The following is a 19,971-nucleotide window of genomic DNA, read 5'->3' as shown; positions in this document are numbered from 1 at the left end:
GCAGCCTTTACTAAATGTTGGAGAGGTCCAGAAGTGCGTGCAGGTGCGACAAGTGCTCAGACTGTTCGCGACGAGGTCGCTGAACTACTCGGCATCAGCGCCCACGACCTCGATCCGGAGGCCGATCTCATCGCCTCGGGTCTGGACTCCATCCGGATGATGTCCCTGTCGGGGCGCTGGCGGAAGCAGGGCATAAACGTCGGCTTCGCGGCACTCGCAGCAAATCCGACGGTCGCCTCGTGGATCGATCTGGTCGCCGAGCACAGCAGTGCCGACGAGGCCGCTGCGGCTGACGCCTCCGTGGTCGATGACCTCGATCCCGACACCGCGTTCCCGCTCGCCCCCATCCAGCACGCGATGTGGTTGGGGCGCAACGGGGAACAGGAACTCGGCGGTGTCGCCGCCCACCTGTACGTCGAGTTCGACGGCGCCGGTGTCGACCCCGATCGACTGCGCGCCGCGGCGGTCAAACTGGCTGCGCGCCATCCGATGTTGCGTGTCGAGATCCTCCCCGACGGCACCCAGCGGATCAGCGACCGCGAGCTGCCGGTGCACGTGTACGACCTTCGTGGACTGGACGCCGCGGCCGCCGATGAGCAGCTCGAGATCACCCGCGACGCGAAGTCCCATCAGTTGCTCGAGGTCGACATGCTGGAACTGAGCCTGTCGCTCTTGCCTGACGGGCGCACCCGCCTGCACGTCGACATGGACATGCAGGCCGCGGATGCGGTGAGCTATCGCAACTTCATGGGTGACCTGGCCGCCCTCTACCGCGGCGTCGAACTGCCCGAGCTGGGTTACACCTACCGGGAGTACCGCGCGCAGTTGACCGCCTCCACGCCGCCGCCTCCGGAGGAGGACGTGCAGTGGTGGGCAGAGCGGATCCCCGACCTTCCGGAACCGCCTGCGCTGCCACTGGTTCCGCGTGCCGAGCAGGCCAACCCGCTGCGAAACATCCGGTTGTGGCACGTGTTCGACGTGCCCACCCGCGACGCGTTGTTCGCCGCGGCGCAGCGCCGCGGAATCACCCCGGCGATGGCGGTCGCGGCGTCGTACGCGAACGCGCTGGCACGGTGGTCCACCAACTCGCGGTTCCTGCTCAACCTGCCGATGTTCGGGCGCGAGCCCTACCACGCCGACGTCGAGAAACTCGTCGGCGACTTCACCTCCTCGCTCATGCTCGACATCGACCTGACCAACACCGACTCACCGATCTCGCGGGCCCGGTCGGTGCAAGAGACCCTGCACGCCACCGCGAGGCACTCGGCGGTGTCCGGGCTCTCGGTGTTGCGCGACACCAGCCGCCACCGCGGCACCCAGACCCTTGCGACCATCGTCTACACCAGCGCGCTGGGCCTCGGTGACCTGTTCGCCGGCGATGTCACCGACCAGTTCGGCGAGCCGGTGTGGACGATCTCGCAGGGACCGCAGGTGCTCATCGACGCTCAGGCGACGCCGCTCGCCAACGGGCTGATGATCAACTGGGACGTCCGCGTCGAGGCCTTCCCGCCCGGCGTGGCCGAGGGGATGTTCGCCTACCAGGTCGCCGAGCTGACGCGACTCGCCACCGATGACGCGGCGTGGGAGGCCACCGACCCGCCCGCGCTGTCGGAGACCGCGCGCGCCGTGCGAGACGCGGTCAACTCGACGGTCGCCGCTCCCAGTGGGGATGCCCTGCACGACGGGTTCTTCCGCAACGCGGCACGGACACCAGATGCCACGGCGCTCATCGGCAGCGCCGAGACCCTGACGTATGCGGAGCTGCAGGACAAGGTGCTCTCGATCGCGGCCGCACTGCAGTCCCGGGGCGTCGGCCGACGTGACGTCGTCGCGATCATGGGGCCCAAGGGCGCCGAGCAGATTCCCGCGCTACTGGCCATCCTGGCTGTCGGTGCCGCATACCTCCCGATCGGGCCCGACCAGCCCGCAGACCGGGTCGCCGGCATCCTCGAGACCGGGGGAGTCGAGTTCGCCCTCGTGTGCGGCACGGACACCCCGGACGTGCTCGACACCTGCGGAGTGCCATCACTGACCGTCGCCGACGCCGAGATCATCGGTGATCCAGCTCATTTCGAGGCGACGGTGGTCGATCCGCAGGAACTGGCGTACGTGCTGTTCACGTCGGGCTCCACCGGTGCGCCCAAGGGTGTCGAACTCACCCACGACGCCGTGATGAACACCCTCGAATTCCTATACCGCCACTTCGAGATCGGTTCCGCCGACCGGGCGCTCGCGCTGTCCCACCTCGAATCAGACATGTCGGTGCCCGACGTGTTCGGCACGCTGCGTGCCGGCGGAGCGATCGTCGTGGTCGACGAGGAGCACCGCCGTGACCCCGACACCTGGGCCCGGCTCATCGACGAGCACGGCGTGACGGTCGTCAACTTCCTGCCGGGCTGGCTGGAGATGCTCGTCGAGGCGGCTGCCTCCACCGGGCGGTCGGTCTCGTCGTTGCGCGTCGTGCTGACCGGCGGTGACTGGGTGCGCCCTGATCTGGCCCGGGCGGTGCGCAGGTGCGCGCCGCAGGCACGCTTCGCCGGTCTGGGCGGGGCCACCGAGACCGCGGTGCACGGAACGCTATTCGAGATCGGTGCTGACCTGGATGCGGCGCTCCCGGCGCATTGGCCGTCGGTGCCCTACGGCGTGCCGTTCGCGAACAACGCCTGCCGCGTGGTCAGTGCCACCGGCGCGGACTGCCCGGACTGGGTGCCCGGCGAGCTGTGGTTCTCCGGTCGTGGCATCGCCAGGGGTTACCGGGGACGTCCGGACCTGACGGCCGAGAAGTTCGTCGAGTACGAGGGGCGAACGTGGTACCGGACAGGTGATCTCGCGCGCTACTGGCCCGATGGCACCATCGAGTTCGTCGGTCGTGTCGATCACCGCATCAAGCTCAGCGGATACCGCATCGAACTGGGCGAGGTCGAGGCCGCGCTGGCTCGCGTCGACGGTGTGGGCGCCGCTGTGGCAGGCGTTGTGCAGGTCGACGGTGGCCGCGAGGTGCTCGGTGCGCTGATCCGGGTCGACGCCGAGGCCCTGGGCGGGGGTTCGATCGACACCGCCTCGGTGACCACTACGATGGCCGAACTCGTTCCCGCGCACATGATTCCTCAGATCCTGATCGCCACCGACCGGATCCCGTTCACCGTCGGCGGAAAGATCGACCGCAAGGCCGTCGCTCAACGTCTCGCCGAGGCCGGTGCCCCCGCCGAGCGGGTGTACCGTGCGCCGTCCACACACCTGCAGAAGGCGCTGGCCGCCATCGTCGGCGAGGTGCTCGCACGCACGGACGTCAGCGTCGACGACGACTTCTTCGCACTGGGCGGCGACTCGGTCCTCGCGACCACTGTGGTCGCCCGTGTGCGGGACTGGCTGGACACGCCGACGGTCGGGGTGCCCGACATCTTCGCCACCCGGACGGTCGAGATGCTCGCCGCGCGGTTGGCCGACCGTGAGGCGGGCAGCGACCGGCTGGAGCAGGTGGCCGAGCTGTACCTGGAGATCTCTGACATGGACAACGCCGAAGTGGTGTCCGAGTTGGAACGCGCATCGGCGCAGCCATGATCGAGGACAGGGCGCAGCTCGCCTTCAAGCCGTGGGTGAAGCGCTACCCCGCGGTGGGCGGCGACGCGCATGCCACCCTGGTCTTTCCGCACGCCGGGGGCGCCGCACTGGCCTATCGGTCGCTGGGAACCGCGCTGGCCACGGCGGGCTCCGACGCATACGTGATGCAGTACCCCCAGCGGGGTGACCGCCTGACGCACCCCGCGCCCGCCACGGTCGGCGACCTCGCCACGGATCTCTTTGACGCGGGCGACTGGGCCGGCCTGGGCCCGCTGCGCCTGTTCGGGCACTGCATGGGTGCGGTAGTGGCCTTCGAATTCGCCCGCGTGGCGGAGCATCACGGCGTCGAGGTGAGTTCGCTGTGGGTCTCGGCCAGCGAGGCACCCTCGACGGTCGCGGCATCGCCTGCGCTGCCGACCGCGGAGTCCGAGATCCTCGCCGAGATGGTGGACCTCGGTGGGACGGACCCACAACTGCTCGCCGACGACGACTTCGTCGAGCTCCTGCTGATGGCGGTACGCGCCGACTACGACGCGTTCAACCGCTACGGCTGCGAGACCGACGTGACCATCGGAGCGGACATCCACACCCTCGGCGGTGACCGCGACCATCGGGTCAGTGAGAACATGCTGCGCCGCTGGGAGTCTCACACCACCGGTGCGTTCACCGTGTCGATGTTCGACGGTGGTCACTTCTACGTCAACGAGCACACCGCGGACGTCGCGGAGCTGATCAATGAGCTCTAGCCAGCTCACTGCGCATGATCCAGTGGTCATCGTCGGGATGGCGCTCGAGGCCCCCGGCGGGATCGACACCGCCGACGCCTACTGGTCACTGCTGTCCGAGCAGCGAGAGGGGCTGGGGCACTTCCCGACCGACCGTGGCTGGGCGATCAGGGACCTGTTCGACGGCTCGCGCCGGGACGGCTTCAAGGCGATCCACGATCTCGGGGGCTTCCTCTCGGACGCGGCGACGTTCGACCCCGCGTTCTTCGGGGTCTCACCACGCGAGGCCGTCGCGATGGACCCGCAGCAGCGAGTCGCACTGCGCCTGGCGTGGCGCGCGCTGGAGAACAGCGGGATCAACCCCGATGACGTGGCAGGCCACGACGTCGGCTGCTACATCGGAGCGTCGGGCCTCGAGTACGGACCTGCGTTATCCGAGTTCTCCAACCACAGTGGCCATCTCATCACCGGGACATCGCTCGGCGTCATCTCCGGACGCATCGCCTACACCCTTGACCTCGCAGGCCCGGCTCTGACCGTGGACACGTCGTGCTCGTCGGCACTGACCGCCTTCCACACCGCGGTGCAGGCGGTGCGCGCGGACGACTGCGATATGGCGTTGGCCGGTGGCGTGTGCGTGATGGGCACCCCCGGCTACTTCGTCGAGTTCTCGAAGCAACATGCGCTGTCCGACGACGGGCACTGCCGACCGTACAGCGCGCTGGCGAGTGGAACGGTGTGGGCCGAGGGTGCCGCGATCTTCCTGCTGCAGCGCAAGTCCCGGGCCCTGGCCGATGGTCGACGCATCCTCGCCGAGGTCCGCGCGACGGCCGTCAACCAGGATGGCCGCACGGTCGGGCTGACCGCCCCGAGTGGCAGGCAGCAGGCCCGCCTGTTCACCAAGGCGATCGAGGCCGCAGGCGTGCAACCGGAGGACGTCGGCATGATCGAGGGCCACGGCACCGGGACTCGCCTCGGCGATCGCACCGAGCTGCGGTCGTTGGCCCAGACCTACGGGGCCACCGCTGCCGGCACGGGCGCGCTGCTGGGATCGGTGAAGTCCAATATCGGCCACGCGCAGGCCGCGGCGGGTGCGCTTGGTCTGGCCAAGGTCGTCGTCGCCGCCCAACACGGCGCGGTTCCCGCCAGCCTGCACATCGACGAGGTCAGCCGCGAGATCGACTGGGATGCACAGGGTCTGAGGCTGGCCACCAAGCAGACTCCGTGGCCCGCAGTCAATGGCCAGCGGATCGCCGCGGTGTCGGCCTTCGGCATGAGCGGAACCAATGCCCACGTCGTCGTGTCGATGCCCGAGGATCCCGCCAGCGACACCGATGGGCGGGCCGCCTGATGGTCGCGAATCCGCTGCCCGACAGCCGTACACCGGTGCTGCTGAGCGCCCACGCCGATGACCTCATCGGCGGTGACGCCGCCGCGATCCTGACCTACCTGGACGCGCGACCCGCTGTGACCGACGTCGACGATGTGGCCGCGACCCTGTTGCGCACACGTCGGACCCGGCGCCACCGCGCCGTACTGCGGGCCGCCGACATCGGTGAGCTGCGAGCGGGGCTGAGCGCACTCGCCGCGGGCGATGAGCACCCGCTACTCACGCGCTTCGCGAGCAGCGCCGCGGGTTCGGTGCCGAGGGTGGCCTTCGTCTTTCCCGGGCAGGGCAGCCAGTGGCCGTCGATGGGCGTGGATGCCTATCACCGTCTTCCCGTCTACCGCGCGGAGGCCGACAAGTGCGCCGCGGCCTTCGAGGCGGCGGGAGCGCTGTCACCGCTGTCCTACCTGCTCGCCGCCGACCCGACCGCCGAGTTCACACAGGTGGCAACCCAGGGTGCCCAGTTCGTGCACGGCGTCGCACTGGCCGCCGTGTGGCGCTCCTGCGGTGTGCTGCCCGACATCACCGTCGGGCACAGCCTCGGCGAGATCGGTGCCGCGTGCGTCGCGGGAACCATCACGTTGTCGGACGCCGTCGGCGTGGTCATCGCGCGTGCGACGCTGCTGGACCGTCTCACTGGTCCCTATCGGGTGGCGGTGCTCGGCATCACCCCCGACGAGGCGCAGGCAGTGATCGAGCAGACACCCGGCTGGCTGGAACTGTCGGTGGTGAACTCGAACTCGTCGGTCGCGGTGTCCGGTGACTGCGACGCCGTCGCGGCCGCCGTGCGGACCGTCGCCGAGCGCGGCGCGTTCGCCAAGGAGATCGAGATGTGGTTCCCCGCGCACACCACAGCCCTGGATCCGCTGCGGGCCGATCTCGAAGCACTGCTTCCCACAGCGGAATTCACCGAGACGCCGGTTCAGTTCATCGGCTCGGCCACCGCCGACGTGGTGGCGCCGAACACGCCGTTCGCCGACTACTGGTACACCAACCTGCGTTCGACGGTCCGATTCGACAGGGCCGTCGCCGCGGCCGTCTCGCACGGTGCGCGGACCTTCGTCGAGATGTCGGCGCACCCCGCTCTGCTGTTCGCCATGGGCGCGGTGCTCGACGACCTGCCCGATCTGACCGACGGCGCGGCGGTCCTGCTGGGCTCGGGCAGACGCGACGAACCGATAGCGGATCAATTGGCGGCCAGCATCGTCGCGGCCGCGCTGGCCGAGCCGGGGCATCGCTGGGCAGATCAGGCCGACGGAACGCGCCGACCGCTGGCCGACTTCCCGTACGCGCCGATGCGGCGCGAACATCACTGGGCGACAGCGGAACCGCTACCACCGATCCCCGGCCTGACCGTCGCGGTCGAGCACTGGGAGGCGCTCGCGGCATCGATGCCCGCGACGGGCACCCGGCGCGCCGCCATCCTCGACAGCAGTGCGCAGGGACGCGTCGGCGCATGGCTGCGCGCCGCTGTCGAAGGACACGAGGCGCTCGAGCTGGTGGACGCCGCCGACGCCGATCTGCTCATCGTGGTGGCACCCGACGTCGACGGCGACGCTGACGAGGCCGCTGACGAGCTGAGCCGCCGAATCGGCGACGGACTGTTCGGCTATGTCGAGGCCATCACCGCGGCATGTCGCGACGTGTGGCTGGTGACGACCGGCGCTGAACGCGTCGACCCGTCGGCGACGGGCCCGCGACCGGGTCCCGCGGCGCTGGCGGCCATGCACCGCAGCGTCGGCCTGGAGTACCCCGACCAGCGATTCCGGCACCTAGACCTACCCGCTGACCTGCCCGCTGCGGCCACGTCCGCGGTCATCGGTGCGCTACTGGGCGATGTCGACACGGTGGCCCTGCGAGCCAGTGCCTCCGGTCTGAGCGCATACGGGCGCTCGACGCGCGATGAGACGTCTCGGGCGGCGCCGTGGTCGGCGGACAGCGGCGTGTTCGACGACGTCGTGATCACCGGCGGTGGCGGAGCGATTGGCCTGCACTATGCGCGCTGCCTCGCCGAGCGTGGCACCCGCAGGATCGTGCTGCTGAGCCGCGGCGGCGCCGATATCACCGCACTGACCCGGCTCGCCGAGAGGCACGGCACCGAGATAGTCGCTCCCCGCTGCGATATCACCGACGCCGCCGCGCTGTCGGCCATCGCCGCTGAATACGGCGGAGACGGTGCATCACTGGTCATTCACGCCGCGGGCGCGGCCACCATCGCAGGCCACCGCGAGCTGACCCGGGAATCGGCCCACCACACGTTCGCCGCCAAGGTCGTCGGCCTCGGTCTGCTCGAGAACACGTGGCCGATGCGGACCGATGCCCGAATCCTGTTGTGCTCGTCGGTGTCCGGGCTGTGGGGCGGCCGTGGGCACGCCGCCTACTCGGCAGCCAACCGGCTGCTGGACGTCATCGCCGGGCAGATGCGCGACCGGGGGAGACAGTGCACGTCCGTGCGCTGGGGTCTGTGGCAGGGCACCGGCGTCATCGATGCCGACGAGATCGCCCGCGTCGAGCGATCGGGTCTGCGGGCGATGCAGCCCGAACGGGCCGTCGAGGAGAGCCTGCGCGATCACGGCGCGGATCCGCTGGTGTTCTCGGCGGATCCGGACCGGCTGCGGGCATTCCTTCGAGCCGAACCGGAGTCGGGCGGACCCGCGGACGCGCCCGGCGCGGCCGATCTGGACACCAGCGGTCTGGACACCGTGGGCATCATCCGCGCCGCGCTGGGAGCGGTCCTGAAGTTGACCGACACCAGTGGGCTGGACCTGGATACCTCATTGCTGGACCTGGGGGTCGATTCACTACTGGCGATCGACCTCCGCAAGAAGCTCAAGAAGGCCACCGGGCACAACGTTCCCCTGGCCAGAATTCTCGGCGGAGCCACGGCCACCGAGTTGATCGAGCACCTCGAACGACCCGAGAAGAAGGCACTTTCGCGTGACTGACATTGCAGACGGCACCCGTACCGACAAGACGGCGGGATCAGAGCAGGGCGACAAGGAGTCCCGCCTCGAGCTGATGAAGCGCAAGCTCGCCGAGCGGGGGCTGTCCTCGACCGCCGCCGACTCGGGCCGGACCGCCGAGGCCGATCCGAACGCGCTGTCTGACGGGCAGCGCCGGATGTGGTTCGTGCAGGCGGTGGACCCCAGTGGCGTGCTGCTCAACATCTGCCTGTCCTACCGGCTCACCGGGATCGTCGACGCCGACCGCCTGCACACCGCGCTGGCCGCCACCGCACAGCGCCATCCGATTCTGCGGACCACCTATGCCGCCGACGAGAACGGCGAGCCGCAGGCGAGCGTGCACGAGGACCTGGCTCCCGGGTGGGCGGTGCACGATCTGTCCGAGTCCTCGGAACGGGCGCGCAAACTTCGGCTCGAGGTGCTCGCGCAGCGCGAGTTCGGCAAGCCCTTCGACCTGCGCACCGATTCGCCGCTGCGCATCACCCTGATCAAGACCGGCCCGGCCGAACACGTGATGCTGCTGGTGGCGCATCACATCGCCTGGGACGACGGCTCGTGGCGGGTGTTCTTCGGCGACCTCACGCAGGCCTACTCCGGTGCCGAACTGGCACCGACGCCGCGGCCCGCCGCCCCGCCGGCCGACACCACCGCCGAGGACCTGCGGTACTGGCGTGAGGTGATGGCGAATCCACCGGAGCCGCTTGAGCTTCCGGGACCCACCGGATCTGCGATACCCACAGGCTTCCGTTCGCAGCGCAGCACAATCCGGTTGTCCGGCGACACCGTCGAGCGGGTGTCGGCGCTGGCCCGCGACACCGGGTCCACGCCCTACATGGTGCTGCTGGCTGCGTTCGGGGCGCTCATCAACCGCTACACACACGCCGACGACTTCCTGGTGGCCTCCCCGGTGCTGAACCGCGAGTCCGACGAGACCATCGGCTACTACGGCAACACGGTGGCCATGCGGTTGCGCCCGCAGGGGTCGGCGGGTTTCCGCGATCTCGTCACGGCGGCCCGCGACACCGCACTTGGCGCGTTCGCACACCAGCGTGTCAACCTGGACCGGGTGGTGCGTGAGCTGAACCCGGATCGCCGCCACGGCGCAGAGCGCATGACGCGGGTCAGCTTCGGCTTCCGCGAACCCGACGGCGGCGGATTCAGCCCAGACGGTGTGCTCAGTGCCCGTGCTGAACTTCGTGGTCACACCACACAGTTGCCGCTGGGCTTCATGATCGAGATCGACGCGGCGGGAGCCGTTGTCGAGGCCGAGCATCTGACCGAGATCATCGACGCCGGCCTGGCTCGCCAGATGCTCAATCACTTCGTCGTGCTGCTCGAGGCGGCGCTGGCGGATCCGAACCTTCCGCTGTCCCGGCTTCCGCTGTTCACCGCCGAGGACGCACAGTGGATGGACTCGGTGTCGCGCGGTGAGATCTTCGAGACCCCGGCCAGGACGCTCACCGAACTGGTCGGTGAGCAGGCGGCCAGCACCCCCGACAACATCGCCGTCGTGTACGAGGGACGCCATTACACCTACCGCGAGATCAACGAATCCGCGAACCGGTTGGCGCACTGGCTGATCGGCCAGGGTATCGGCACCGAGGACCGTGTCGCCGTGTTGCTCGACAAGTCCCCGGAACTCGTCATCACCGCACTGGCGATCGTCAAGGCGGGTGCGGTGTACCTGCCGGTGGACCCGACCTACCCCGAGGATCGGCTGACCTACATCCTCGCCGACTCCGATCCCAGGGTGGTCCTGCGCGAGCCCGTCACCGGACTCGACGACTACTCGGCGGCAGACCCGACCGATGCCGACCGTGTCCGACCACTGCGGCCCGAGAACACCGCGTACCTGATCTACACGTCGGGCTCCACCGGCCTGCCCAAGGGTGTGCCGGTATCGCACCGCCCCATCGCCGAGTACTTCGTGTGGTTCGGCGCCGAATACGAGGTTTCCCAGGACGATCGGCTTCTGCAGGTCGCCTCGCAGAGCTTCGACGTCTCGATCGGTGAGATCTTCGGCATGCTCGCCGCCGGTGCCCGCCTGGTGATTCCGCGGCCGGGAGGACTGGGCGATATCGGCTACTTGACCGATCTGCTGCGCAACGAGGGCATCACGTCGATGCACTTCGTCCCCTCGCTACTCGGTCTGTTCCTGTCGCTGCCCGGGGTGAACGAGTGGCGCACCCTGCAACGCGTGCCGATCGGCGGCGAGGCCCTGCCTGGCGAGATCGCGGATAAGTTCCACGCCACCTTCGACTCGCTGCTGCACAACTTCTACGGCCCCACCGAGACGGTGCTCAACTGCACCCGGTTCAAGGTCGAGGGCAAGCAGGGCGCCCGCATCGTGCCGATCGGCACCCCGAAGATCAACACCACCATCCACCTGCTCGACGAGGCGCTGGCCCCGGTTCCGGTCGGAGTCATCGGTGAGATCTACATCGGCGGAAGCCATGTCGCCCGCTACCACGACAGGGCCGGCCTCACCGCCGAGCGCTTCGTCGCCGATCCGTTCAACCCGGGTGGACGGATGTACCGGTCGGGTGACCTCGCGCGCCGCAATGCCGACGGTGACGTCGAGTTCGTCGGCCGTGCCGACGAACAGGTCAAGGTACGCGGATTCCGTATCGAACTCGGCGAGGTCTCCGCCGCCATCTCGGTGGACCCCTCGGTCGGTCAGGCCGTGGTGGTGGTCAGTGACCTGCCGACGCTGGGCAAGAGCCTGGTCGCCTACATCACCCCGGCCGCCGATGCCGAGGTCGTGGAGATCGACCGCATCCGGGCGCGGGTCGCGGCCGCGCTGCCCGAGTACATGATCCCCGCCGCGTACGTGGCGATCGACGAGATCCCGATCACCGCGCACGGCAAGATCGACCGGAAAGCGCTGCCGGAGCCCGAGATCCGGTCGGCGACGGAGTTCCGCGAGCCCGCCAACGACACCGAGCATCAGCTGGCCACGCTTTTCGGCGAGCTGCTGGACCGCGATCAGGTGGGCGCCGACGACTCGTTCTTCGAACTCGGTGGGCACTCGCTGCTGGCCACGAAGCTGGTGGCGGCGGTGCGTTCGCGCTGCGGCGTCGACATCGGTGTGCAGGACGTCTTCGAACTCGCCACCGTCGCGGCGATGGCCGCCCACGTCGACGATCTCGTCGCATCGGGCGGGACGTCAGGGCGGCCCCCGATCGTGGCCATCCCGCACGAGGGGCCGCTGCAGATGTCGGCCGCACAGCTGCGGCAGTGGTTCCAGTTCCGGATCGACGGCCCCAACCCCGTCAACAACATCCCGTTCGCCGCCAGGGTGACCGGACCCAGTGACGCCGAGGCGCTGGTCGCGGCGATCAACGACGTCGTCGCACGCCACGAGATCCTGCGGACCACCTACACCGAGATCGACGGTGCGCCCTACCAGTTGATCAACCCGGTCGCGCCGTTGACGGTGCGGCGTGCACGCGGTGCCGACGAACAGTGGCTGCAGCGCGAACTCGACGCCGAGCGCAAGTACTGCTTCGAGCTGGAGAGCGACTGGCCCATTCGCGCCGCGGTGCTGTCCACGCCGTCCGATCATGTGCTGTCGATCGTCGTGCACCACATCGCCGCCGACCACTGGTCGGCTGGCGTGCTGTTCACCGACATCCTCACCTCCTACCGCGCGCGACGCGCGGGCCAGGAAGTCGAGCTGCCCGACCTGCCGGTGCAGTACGCCGACTTCGCGTCGTGGCAGGCCGGGCTGCTCGCCGATGAGGGTGAAGCGGTTGTCGCGCAACGGGAGTACTGGACCCGCCAGCTGGCCGGGCTGCCCGAGGAGAACGGGCTGCGTCCGGACTTCCCGCGCCCGCCGGTGCCGTCCGGTGGCGGCGACGCACTGGGCTTCAGCATCGACGGCGAGACACGCGCCAAGCTGACTGAACTCACCCGAGAACTCGGCGTCACCGAGTTCATGCTGTTGCAGGCCGCCGTGGCCGTTGCGCTTCATGCCGCGGGGGAGGGCGTCGACATCCCGTTGGGCACACCGGTCGCGGGGCGCACCGAACCGCAGCTGGAAGCGTTGATCGGCTTCTTCATCAACATCGTCGTGCTGCGTAACGACCTTGCCGGCAACCCCACACTGCGTGAGGTGCTGCGTCGCGCCCGGGAGATGGCGCTCGATGCCTACAAGCATCAAGACCTGCCGTTCGATCGCGTCGTGGACGCGGTCAGCCCGGTGCGGTCGCTGTCACGCAACCCGCTCTTCGGCGTCGTGGTGCACGTCCGCGAGGATCTGCCTTCCGATCGGGTCATCGATTCCGGCCCCGACGGTGAGACCCGTTTCACCGCACTGGAACCGACGTTCGACGTCGCCCATGCCGACCTGTCGCTGAACTTCTTCGCCGAGCCCGCCGCGGGGTACAAGGGCACCGTCATCTACCGCACCGAGCTCTATGAGCGTGCCACCGCTGAACGGCTCGTGTCGTGGCTGCACCGCGTTATCGCCGCGTTCGCCGATAACGCGGACCAGACGCTGCGCGACATCACGGTCGTCGAGCCGGGCGAACGCCGCCGCATCGTCGAGGACTGGAGCCGTCGGGCGGTACCGCCGGAGGCGCTGCCACAGACCGCGGGCGCAACCGCTGTCTACGTTCTCGACGAGTGGCTCGAACCGACCGCAGTCGGTGTCATCGGCGATGTTCACTACGCAGGAGGCGCAGTCGACGACGCGGCGGCGAATGCCAATGTCGCAGGCGCGATCCGGTTCGTGGACAACCCGTTCACGACGGGCACCAGCCTCTACCGCACCGGCGATCGGGCGCGGTGGACTTCTGACGGCAGGCTCGAGGTCGTCGACGCGGGTGATCACCGCGTCCAGGCCGCGTTGGAGGCAGTCGACGGTGTCGCATCGGCGGCCACCAGGGCGTGGCCCGGTCGTGTCGGGACGCAGCTGGCCGGTTACGTCGTGCCCGAGGCGCCGATCGAGGACGCCGCCGAACGTATCCGGTTCGCCGAGCAGGTGGCTGCGGCACTGCCCGCGGATCTGGTTCCGCCATCCATCACGGTGGTCGACTCCGTCGATCGCAGGACCCTCACCCGCCCGGTGTTCACCAACACCGCACCGACCGAACCCCTGCGCACCGACACCGAACGCGCTCTGGCCGCGGTGCTGATCGATGTTCTCGGGATCGGCGAAGTGGGTCGCAACGACGACTTCTTCACGTTGGGCGGCGACAGCATCCTGGCCGTCCAGCTGGCCGCACGGGCCCGTGACGCCGGTGTTCCGCTGACGGCACGAATGGTGTTCGAGCATCCCGAGATCGCCGAACTCTCCGTTGCGATCGACGAGAAGGCCGCCGCCGGCGGTGCCCCCACCGGTGGCGACGCCCACCATGCGCCGATGGCCGCGTCCGGTTTGACCGCCGATGAACTGGCGGCGTTGACCGCAGGCTGGTCGGAGACGCGAGACGAGACGACGTGACGACGATCGGAACGCCGTCAGCCGTCGAGGACGTCATGGCACTGAGCCCGCTGCAACAGGGGCTCTACTCGCTGACGGGCCTGACCGATGGCGACGACGCCGCTGATCCGTACGTCATCGCGATGGCGGCCGACGTCGAGGGCAGGCTCGATGTGGGGCTTCTACGCCGCTGCGCCGAGGCGATGCTGGTGCGCCATCCCAATGTGCGGGCCAGCTTCTTCCAGGGCAATCTGAGCCGGCCGGTGGCTGTGGTGCCGTCGAGCGTGGACCTGCCGTGGCGGCACGTGACGGCGACCGCGGAGGAGGCCGTCGGGATCGAGGCCGACGAACGGCGCAGGCGATTCGATCTGGCCAAGGGGCCCGTCGTCCGCTTCCTGCTCATCGAGAAACCGCAGTCGCAGTGGCGCCTCGTCGTGATCGCGCATCACATCGTCATCGACGGATGGTCGTTGCCGGTGTTCGTCGGCGAACTGATCACGCTGTACTGCGCCGGCGGCGACGTCGACGCGCTGCCGTCGGTGCCCCGGCCCTACCGCGACTACATCGGCTGGCTGGCGGGCCGCGACCCGGAGACCAGCCGCGTGCGCTGGCGGACACACCTGGACGGTCTCGACGGGCCGACGCTGCTCTCACCGGCGCTGACCGGTCGTGAGGCCGCGCCGGGGCTGCCGCAGCGCGCCGAGGTCATGCTCGACGAGGCGGCCACCGCCGAGTTGGTGGACGCCGCGCGACTGCGTGGGGTCACCGTGAACACGCTGTTCCAGATGGCCTGGGCGGCAATTCTTTCAGCGTTCACCGACCGCACCGACGTGGTCTACGGAGTCACCGTGTCGGGCCGACCAGACGAGCTGTCCGGTGTCGAGACGATGGTCGGGCTGTTCATCAACACGGTGCCGCTGCGCATCCGCCTCGACGCCACCGGGCGGGTGGGGCAGCAGTGTCTGGCACTGCAGCGGGAAGCCGCCGAGCTGCGCGACCACAGCTACCTGAGCCACGCCGAGATCCGAGCACTCGGTGGCCTCGGCGAGATGTACGACTCGCTGCTGGTGTACGAGAACTTCCCGCCGGGCGGGCTGGTCGGCAGCGACGAATTCCCGCTCGACGGTGCGGTACTGCGCCCAGCCGCCCTGGAGAGCCTGTCGCACTTCCCGGTCACCATCGCCGCTCATCCGACGCATGGGCGCCTGACGGTGCTCGTCGAGACCCTCGACGGTGCGCTCGGAGCGCTCGACGCCGAGACGCTCGGCCGCCGGGTGCTCACGGTTGTTCAACGCCTCCTGCGGTTGTGGGACCGGCCGCTGCGCGATGTCGCCGTGACCCTCGACGACGAGATCTCACCGCCGGTTCCCGTCGACCGCACCGAACCCGCGGGTGGCTTCCACACCGCCTTCGCCGAGATAGCCTCGCAGCACCCGGGTTCGACCGCACTGAGTTGGGACGGCGGTGAACTCACCTACCGTGACCTCGACGAGGTCGCCGATGGACTGGCCGATGAACTCGTCCGACGCGGGGTGCGCGCCGAGACCCCGGTGCCGATTCTGCTGCGCCGTGGCCCGGAGTACGTGATCGCGATGCTGGCGGTGCTCAAGGCAGGTGGTCTGATCGTTCCGCTGGACCCCTCGATGCCCGAGGACCGCATCGATGAGATCGTGGGCCAGACAAGTGCGTCGCTCATCGTCGATGACGCCGTGCTGGCTGCCGCGCCACGCGTGGCAGGCGCCGACTACCGGGCTGCCGACATCCGTCCGGGTCAGGGCGCCTACGTGGTGTTCACCTCAGGGACAACGGGAAAGCCCAAGGGTGTCATCGGAACTCACCAATCGCTGCTGTTCTACGCGGCAGATCACGTGCGCAACGTCCTGCGCCCAGCAGCCGAGCGACTGAGCCGTCCGCTGCGCGTCGCGCATGCGTGGTCGTTCACCTTCGACGCGGCGTGGCAGCCGCTCGCCGCCCTGCTCGACGGGCACACCGTGCACATCGTCGGCGACGCCGTGCAGCGCGACGCCGAGGCGTTGGTCGAGGTGATCGACCGACACGGAATCGATCTGATCGACACCACACCGTCGATGTTCGGTCAGTTGCAGGCGGCGGGTTTGTTGAGCAGGGTGCCCCTGGCGGTGCTGGCGCTCGGGGGAGAGGCCATCGACACCGCGCTGTGGCAGGCCATCCGCGCGGAGTGCGGGCGTACCGGCATGGCCGCGCACAACTGCTACGGGCCGACCGAGACGACGGTTGAGGCCGTCGTCGCCGCGATCACCACCTACGACGAACCGTGCATCGGCACGCCCACCGACTCGACCGTTGCCTACGTGCTGGACTCCTGGTTGCGGCCCGTACCCGACGGCGTGGCAGGCGAGTTGTACCTGACCGGAGGCCAACTCACACGCGGCTACCTCGGTCGCGCCGGCGAGAGCGCGGGCAGGTTCGTCGCCGATCCGTTCACTCCAGGTGCGCGGATGTACCGCACCGGCGACGTGGTCCGCCGCACTGACGGTGCAATCCAGTTCCTGGGTCGCAGCGACGACCAGGTCAAGATCCGCGGTTTCCGGGTGGAGCCGGGTGAAGTCGTCGCCGCGCTGTCCGGTCACCCCGGTGTGCGCCACGCCCACGTGGCGGTGCGCCGCCACCGCAGCGGCCCCCGGCTGGTGGCCTACGTCGCGACGAGCGCCCCGGTGTCCGACCTGCGCAGGCTGCTGGTTGCCACATTGCCGAGATACCTGGTGCCGCACCACATTGTCGTCGTCGACGAGATACCCCTGACCAGACACGGGAAGGTCGATGACGTGTCGCTGGCGGCGCTTGACGCCGACCGGCGCTCCGAGCAGTTCGATTCTCCGGCCACCGACACCGAGACCGTGCTCGCCGAGGTGCTCGCCGAGGTGCTCGAGGCCACGCAGATCGACGTCACGGCCGACTTCCTCGACCTCGGTCTGGACAGCATCGTGGCGCTGTCGGTCGTGCAGGCCGTGCGCCGACGCGGTATCGCGTTGCGAGCGCGACTGATGTTGGACTGCTCGACGGTCCGCGAGCTGGCCGCGGCGATCGACTCCGACGACGGCGTGGACGCGGACTACGACGAGGGGTCGGATCCGATCCCGCTGCTGCCCAACGGACACTGGCTCTACCAGTACGGTGACCCGCGCCGGCTCGCGCAGACCGAGGCGCTCGGGCTCCCCGACGGCATCACCCGCGCACAGCTTGATGCGCTGTTGCGCAACGTGATCGACGGACACGAGGTGCTGCGCAGTCGTCTGGACCGCGACACGATGACACTGGTCGGCCACTTCAACGAAGCTGTGCTGTCCGAGGCGATCGTGTCCGGTGACCTGATCGGTGCAGTCTCCAAGCACGCCGCGGAGTCGGTGGAACGCCTGAATCCCGATGCGGGTTCGATGCTGGACGCGGTGTGGCTGCACGACGGTGCCGGCGGGCCGAGCGTGCTTGTCCTCACCGTGCACGTGCTCGCGATGGATCCGGCGTCGTGGCGGATCGTGCTCGGTGAACTCGAGGCGGGCTGGCACGCGCTGGCATGCGGCACCAGTCCGGCGCCGGCACGGGAGCACACGTCGTTGCGTCAGTGGTCGGGGCTGTTGGCCGAGCGTGCACGCACGCTCGACACGTGCGACTTCTGGGCGGCTCAGTTCGACGGTGGCGACCCCCTTCTGGGGGCACGGCGGATATCCCCGGACACCGACTGCATGGGCGATGTGATCGTCGAGATGGCGTTCGCCGACCCCGAGGTGACAGCGCGTGTGCTCACCGGCCCGATCCCCGTGACGGAGGTGCTGGCCGCGACGACGGCACGCACGCTGACCGCGTGGCGTCGTCATCGCGGCCAGGCGACACCATCGCCGCTGCTGGCATTGGAGACGCACGGCCGCGCCGACCTGGCCGTGTCGGCGGGACTGGGCGATGATGCCCGTCAGATCGACACCGGCGATACCGTCGGTCTGCTCAGCGCGATCTACCCGCTGCGGCTCACCGCGACCGACGCCCGCGGGGTGGCAGAGGCGTTCGCGGCGATACCCGGCGACGGCATCGACTACGGGCTGCTGCGTTACCTGCGCGCCGATACCGCCGAACGACTTGGCGCGCATCGCGATCCGCAGATTCTGCTGAACTACCTGGGTCGCATGCAGCTCGCCGCCGACGGTGGGGCGCTGCGGCAGGACCGCTCACTGCTGAGCGACGTGTCGACGCTTCCCGAGCCCAACGCCGCGGTGCGGCACGAACTGACGATCATGGCGGCCGTGATCGACCGCAATGGGTCGGCGGTTCTCGGCACCCAGTGGCGCACCCTTCCCGAAATCCTGTCCACCTCCGATGTCGCCACCCTGCAGGCGATGTGGATGGACGCTCTGCGAGAGGTAATCGAGTGAGTCCTACAACTCCGAAACTGGCTGTCATCGGTGCGGGGGCCAAGGCCGTCGCGGTCGCCGCCAAGGCCGCCGAACTGCGTGCGATGGGCGTGCCCGCACCGGACGTCGTCGCCGTCGAACGCGCCGGTGTGGCCGCCAACTGGCAGTCCGGCGGAGGCTGGACCGACGGTAATCACCGGCTGGGCACGGGCCCGGAGAAGGATGTGGGCTTCCCGTACCGGTCGTCGTTGGTGCCCCGCCGCAACGCCGAACTCGACGAGCGGATGACCCGGCACAGCTGGCAGGCCTACCTGGTGGCCACAGGTGGTTTCGCCGAGTGGATCGACCGTGGTCGACCCGCGCCGACGCATCGGCGATGGAGCCAGTACCTGCGGTGGGTGGCCGATGACGTCGGCATGACCGTGGTCAACGGTGAGGTCGAGCGGATCTCGGTGCACGAGGACGCGGGCAACCAGCGCTGGGCGCTGCACACCGCCGAGGACACGGTCTACGCCGACGGGGTCATGGTCACCGGCCCGGGACAGGCCGAACGGTCGGTGCTGCCGGGCAATCCGCGCGTCATGTCGATCGCCCAGTTCTGGCACCACGCGGCGCAGCACGAACGTATCTCCGCCGAGCGCGTCGCGGTGATCGGCGGTGGCGAGACCGCCGCGTCGATGCTCAATGAGCTTTTCGGCCATCGCGTTTCGACCATCACGGTGATCTCGCCGTCGGTCACGCTGTTCACCCGCGGCGAGAGTTTCTTCGAGAACGCGCTGTTCTCCGATCCGACGGGGTGGACCGGGCTGACTCTGGCTGAGCGTCGCGACGCCCTGGCCCGCACCGATCGCGGCGTCTTCTCGGCACGCGTTCAGGACGCTCTGCTCGCCGATGACCGTATCCGGCACCTGCGTGGCCGCGTCGCGCACGCCGTCGCGCGGGACGGGCGAATCAGGTTGACGCTCAGCACGAACACCGGCGGGGAGGCCGTCGAGACCGTGCACGGCTTCGACCTGGTGATCGACGGGTCCGGCGCGGACGAGCTGTGGTTCGTGCCGCTGTTCACCCAGGACGCGCTGGACGTTTTGGAACTCGGCATGGGCGGGCCGATGACCAGTGAGTCGCTGCAGGAGTCCATCGGCGACGACCTGGCCGTCACCGGCGTGCACCCGAAGTTGTTCCTGCCCGGCCTGTCCGGACTCACCCAGGGCCCCGGGTTCCCGAACCTGTCCTGCCTCGGGCTGTTGTCGGACCGGGTGCTGGGCGCCGACCTGACCCACGATCCGATGAGGAGACTCGATGAGCAACAATCCGTTCGATGACGAGGACGGCACCTTCTTCGTTCTGGTGAACGACGAGGATCAGCACAGCCTCTGGCCGACGTTCGCCGACGTGCCCGCGGGCTGGCGGGTGGTGTTCGGGGAGAGCACGCGCGCCGACTGCGTGGCCTTCGTCGAGGAGAACTGGACAGACCTGCGGCCGCGCACACTGCGCGAGGCCATGGCCGCCGACTAGCCCTACGCTGGCGGGC

Annotated in this window: 8 protein-coding genes; all 8 read left to right on the top strand. The window is 69.2% G+C overall.

Features of this window, described 5'->3' with window-relative positions; translation table 11 throughout:
- Positions 1-33 precede the first annotated feature (33 nt).
- From ABIA65_RS29080 to ABIA65_RS29045, 8 genes are read left to right on the top strand one after another with little or no spacing between them, the layout of a single operon-like run.
- On the top strand, positions 34-3,561 hold the full coding sequence (locus tag ABIA65_RS29080; RefSeq protein WP_354525727.1) for a non-ribosomal peptide synthetase: 3,528 nt from the start codon (positions 34-36) through the stop codon (positions 3,559-3,561).
- A complete protein-coding gene (locus ABIA65_RS29075) occupies positions 3,558-4,307 on the top strand; it encodes a thioesterase II family protein (protein WP_354525726.1) in 750 nt (249 codons plus the stop codon). The genes ABIA65_RS29080 and ABIA65_RS29075 overlap by 4 nt, the downstream gene beginning before the upstream one ends.
- A complete protein-coding gene (locus ABIA65_RS29070) occupies positions 4,297-5,637 on the top strand; it encodes a beta-ketoacyl [acyl carrier protein] synthase domain-containing protein (protein WP_354525725.1) in 1,341 nt (446 codons plus the stop codon). Before ABIA65_RS29075 ends, ABIA65_RS29070 begins: the two co-directional genes overlap by 11 nt.
- Positions 5,637-8,618: a mycobactin polyketide synthase MbtD gene (gene mbtD / locus ABIA65_RS29065; RefSeq protein ID WP_354525724.1), complete on the top strand. Its 2,982-nt coding sequence runs from the start codon at positions 5,637-5,639 to the stop codon at positions 8,616-8,618. Before ABIA65_RS29070 ends, mbtD begins: the two co-directional genes overlap by 1 nt.
- A complete protein-coding gene (locus tag ABIA65_RS29060; RefSeq protein WP_502919631.1) occupies positions 8,611-14,082 on the top strand; it encodes an amino acid adenylation domain-containing protein in 5,472 nt (1,823 codons plus the stop codon). The genes mbtD and ABIA65_RS29060 overlap by 8 nt, the downstream gene beginning before the upstream one ends.
- The gene (locus ABIA65_RS29055) at positions 14,079-18,461 is read left to right on the top strand and encodes a non-ribosomal peptide synthetase (protein WP_354525723.1); all 4,383 of its coding nucleotides are present in this window, start codon (positions 14,079-14,081) and stop codon (positions 18,459-18,461) included. Before ABIA65_RS29060 ends, ABIA65_RS29055 begins: the two co-directional genes overlap by 4 nt.
- Entirely contained in the window at positions 18,458-19,762 is a 1,305-nt protein-coding gene (gene mbtG / locus ABIA65_RS29050) for an NADPH-dependent L-lysine N(6)-monooxygenase MbtG (protein ID WP_354525722.1), read from the top strand. Before ABIA65_RS29055 ends, mbtG begins: the two co-directional genes overlap by 4 nt.
- A complete protein-coding gene (locus tag ABIA65_RS29045; RefSeq protein ID WP_241404495.1) occupies positions 19,740-19,955 on the top strand; it encodes an MbtH family protein in 216 nt (71 codons plus the stop codon). The genes mbtG and ABIA65_RS29045 overlap by 23 nt, the downstream gene beginning before the upstream one ends.
- Positions 19,956-19,971 lie beyond the last annotated feature (16 nt).

It is taken from the genome of Mycolicibacterium sp. 624, from assembly GCF_040548615.1.
Classification (GTDB): domain Bacteria; phylum Actinomycetota; class Actinomycetes; order Mycobacteriales; family Mycobacteriaceae; genus Mycobacterium.
This window is presented reverse-complemented; position numbering and strand designations above follow the sequence as displayed.